The sequence below is a fragment of the Mesorhizobium sp. M7A.F.Ca.CA.002.04.1.1 genome (assembly GCF_004022805.1).
Lineage (GTDB): Bacteria > Pseudomonadota > Alphaproteobacteria > Rhizobiales > Rhizobiaceae > Mesorhizobium > Mesorhizobium ciceri.
This window is the reverse complement of the sequence record NZ_RZPL01000619.1, coordinates 1-3,458: the sequence shown is the minus strand read 5'-3', so window position 1 is coordinate 3,458 and position 3,458 is coordinate 1. Positions and strand designations below refer to the sequence as shown.

The window sequence follows — 3,458 nt, the reverse complement described above, 5'->3', positions numbered from 1 at the left end:
GCCGGACACCGTGCCCACCGCCGGATGGCGCAAAAGGTCGCCATACTCGATGCCGTTCCTGGCGGCAGTGCCGGCCTTGAGCTCAAGCACGAAGCGCACCGGTACACCAGGCGAAATGACGGCGTCTGATTGCGGCTCGCCGTGCTTGACCGCCCGGATCTTGCCGTCCTGGCCGACAAAAATCAGATCAAGCGGCATCGGGGTGTTGTGCATCCAGAAGCCAACCTGCTGCTGGACCTCGAAGACAAACAGCATGCCGTGGTTGTCCGCCATGTCCTGGCGATACATCAAGCCAGCCTCGCGCTCCGCGGCGGTGTCGGCGACTTCGATGGAGAAAGAGCGATCACCGCCTTTCGTCACCACGACCAATGGCGCCGGATCGGCCGGAAGGATCATTGCCCGGCTGTCCGCCGAGGTTGGCTTTTCGGAATAGAAGTAACCACCGGCGGCGGCGACGAAGGCAATCGCGCACATCGCGCCCGCGGTCAGCCAGTTCCTGTAAGCCATTCGAGATCCTCGGCCGGAAACGCCCTAGTGCGAGACCGGCAAGGTCCCCATATCGGGGTGAATTTCGGCGGCCATAAGGCCTTTGTCGCCGCGCCCGAAACGAACCAGCACGACCTGTCCGGGCCGAAGCTCGGTGATACCGTAACGGCGCAAGGTCTCCATATGGACAAAGATGTCCTCGGTACCCTCGCCGCGGGTGAGAAAACCAAACCCCTTGGTGCGGTTGAACCATTTTACCAAGGCGCGTTCGAGACCGCTCTCCGGCGTCACCGCGACATGGGTGCGCTGCTCCTGCATCTCGGCCGGGTGGACCGCGGTGGTGACATCCATGGAGAGCACACGGAAGGCCTGCAATCCGCGCTCGCCATGCTTGACGAGGCAGACCACGCGTGCGCCTTCCAGCGCCGTCTGAAAGCCGTCTCTTCGAAGACATGTCACATGAAGGAGGATGTCGCCCGAGATGCCGTCATCCGGGAGGATGAAACCATAACCCTTGGCCACATCGAACCACTTGATGGCGCCGGCTACTTCGAGCAGATCAGAAGCGTCGCCGCCTTCGTCACGCTGCAAGGCGTCGCCAAGGGTTCCGTCCCGCCCCATGAAAGAGGCCTTTTCCCCCATAAGAATGCCCCCTCTTTTCAAGAACACCGCAACTGATTCTTGCCAACAGATTAACACTGCGGCTTCCGGTGTGTGCAAGACCTGCCGTGCCTTTTTTCACGGTTCATTGGGGCAATACCGGATTTGTTCTTTGCCGGCATTGCGCACCGCCGCACGATTGCCCTTTGACAGGGCCGACCCTATGTTGCGCCGCAACGCAATTTATCGAGGAAATCACATGCGCTATCTGCACACTATGATCCGCGTCGCCGACGTCGATGCCTCGCTCGACTTCTACTGCAATAAGCTCGGCCTCAAGGAAGTGCGCCGCTACGAAAACGAGCAGGGCCGCTTCACGCTGATCTTCCTCGCCGCACCGGAAGACGAGGAGAGCGGCATCAATGAAAAGGCACCGCTGGTCGAACTGACCTACAATTGGGATCCCGAAGACTACAAGGGCGGGCGCAATTTCGGCCACCTCGCTTATGAGGTCGACGACATCTACGCCACCTGCCAGCATCTGATGGACAATGGCGTCATCATCAACCGGCCGCCGCGCGACGGCAACATGGCTTTCGTCAAGTCGCCGGACGGCATCTCGATCGAGCTTTTGCAGAAAGGCCCGGCCAAGGCCAAGGCCGAGCCTTGGGCTTCGATGGCGAACACCGGAAGCTGGTAGCCGATCACGCTGTCTTGAGCGGACAATGCCAGGCTGACGGCCCCGCTACCGTTTGGTTTTTCAGGGGCGGCGCCTATCTGTCTGGCTGAGGCGCCAGGCTTGGCCGGCGCCCAGCCATGCAAAAGGGCGCTTGCCCAGGAGAATTCATGCCGACCAGCCATGCCGACGTCGCCACCGAACATGCCAGCCGCTACCTGCAGCAGTTGTGCAAGCACTGGGCACACAAATTCCCGGTCGAGTTCGATCCCACCCATGGCACCATCGATCTCTCAATGGGCCGTACCGTCATGGCTGCCGATGCCGCAGCGCTGCATGTCACGGTGTCGACTGACGAAGCAGGATCGATCGAGCGCCTGGAAAGCGTTGTCGCCGATCACATCAAGCGCTTTGCTTTCCGCGAAGAACTGACCTTCGACTGGAAACCAACTTCCGCCTAGCCAGCCAACTACTTCTCACCGGCGTGTGCGGCCATCTCCAGCAGCGCCTGCACCGAGCGCCAATTGCGCGCGGTACCCGGCACTTTCAGCGTGCGCGGGATCAGCCCGGCAAACACCGATTTGCCCAGCCCATTCGGTGCGCTGAGGTAGAGCACATCGCCCTTGATCTCGAAGCGTTCGGGGCCGGTGCACTTTTCGGTCAGCCGCGCCACCTCATCGGCGGTCGGCTCGCGTTCCAGCACATAGGCGTGCAGCTTCGTGTGGTCCGCGGCAATTTCCGGATAGGGATTTTCGCGCACCAGCTTCTCGAACCAGGAGAGATCGCGCACCATGATGCGCGAATGGAACCCCCATTTCGTCTCGAAGGCTGCTTCGAGCAGGTTCGCCAGTGCCGCCGCGTCGCCTTTCTTCGCCCGGAACACGGCATTGCCGCTCTGCACGTAGGTGGCGACGTCGGAAAAGCCGAGGCCCTCGAAGAACGACCGCAGCTCCGCCATCTTGACGATGCGGTTGCCGCCGACATTGATGCCGGAAAACAGCGCGACGAAGATTTTTCCCGGATCAACCATTCGATCGCTCATATGATGAACCCGGCCAGTGTCTCGTTGTCGGTGATGTCCTGATACTGAACGCCCTCGGCCTCGAACTTCGCCTTGAGCAGATCGAAATTGCGACGGTCCCTGGTTTCGATGCCGATCAGCACCGAACCAAAATTGCGCGCCGATTTCTTCAGATATTCGAAACGGGCGATGTCGTCGTCGGGTCCGAGCAGTTCGAGGAAATCGCGCAGCGCGCCCGGCCGCTGCGGAAAACGGATGATGAAGTATTTCTTCAGACCCTCGAAGCGCAACGCCCGTTCCTTGACGTCCGGCAGCCGCTCGAAATCGAAATTGCCGCCCGAAACCACGGCAACGATCGTCTTGCCCCTGATCTCCTTCTTGGAGAAATCCTTGAGCGCATCGATCGCCAGCGCGCCGGCCGGCTCCAGCACGACGCCTTCGACGTTGAGCATCTCGATCATGGTGGCGCAGAGCCTGTTTTCCGGGATCAGCCGCACCGTGTCGGCCGGAAAATCCTTGAGATGACGCAACGGCTCGCGGCCGATCTCGGCCACCGCGGCGCCATCGACGAAATTGTCGACCTTGGCGAGCTTGAGCCGTTTCCCCGCTGCGAGGCTCTCGCGCAGGCTCGGCGCGCCTGCCGGTTCGCAGAAGACGAAGTGTGCTTCCCTGCCC

6 protein-coding genes are annotated in these 3,458 nt (G+C 61.1%); 2 read left to right on the top strand and 4 right to left on the bottom strand.

The features are described from left to right. Both ENZ75_RS25440 and ENZ75_RS25435 read right to left on the bottom strand, forming a co-directional pair. Positions 1-507: DUF192 domain-containing protein (locus ENZ75_RS25440; protein WP_164887992.1), on the bottom strand; the 507-nt coding region annotated here is incomplete at its 3' end. 24 nt (positions 508-531) lie between these two features. Then, complete coding sequence (locus tag ENZ75_RS25435; protein WP_174564974.1) at positions 532-1,107, bottom strand: cold-shock protein; 576 nt, start codon at positions 1,105-1,107, stop codon at positions 532-534. Between the two features lie 238 nt (positions 1,108-1,345). Between ENZ75_RS25435 and gloA the strand changes: the two genes are divergently transcribed. Further along, positions 1,346-1,786 (top strand): lactoylglutathione lyase, encoded by a 441-nt coding sequence (gene gloA, locus ENZ75_RS25430; RefSeq protein ID WP_013531328.1) that lies wholly within the window; start codon positions 1,346-1,348, stop codon positions 1,784-1,786. Positions 1,787-1,932: 146 nt separating this feature from the next. Next, the gene (locus ENZ75_RS25425) at positions 1,933-2,223 is read left to right on the top strand and encodes a DUF2218 domain-containing protein (protein WP_027160411.1); all 291 of its coding nucleotides are present in this window, start codon (positions 1,933-1,935) and stop codon (positions 2,221-2,223) included. A gap of 8 nt (positions 2,224-2,231) precedes the next feature. Here ENZ75_RS25425 and ENZ75_RS25420 read toward each other — a convergent pair whose 3' ends face one another. Together ENZ75_RS25420 and ENZ75_RS25415 are read right to left on the bottom strand one after the other, a co-directional pair. Beyond that, positions 2,232-2,792, bottom strand: coding sequence for a DUF1697 domain-containing protein (locus tag ENZ75_RS25420; RefSeq protein WP_024503867.1), 561 nt, complete (start codon positions 2,790-2,792; stop codon positions 2,232-2,234). Positions 2,793-2,800: 8 nt separating this feature from the next. After that, positions 2,801-3,458, bottom strand: a 658-nt coding sequence (locus ENZ75_RS25415; RefSeq protein ID WP_128278403.1) for a pyridoxal-phosphate dependent enzyme, incomplete at its 5' end; no start/stop codon positions are given.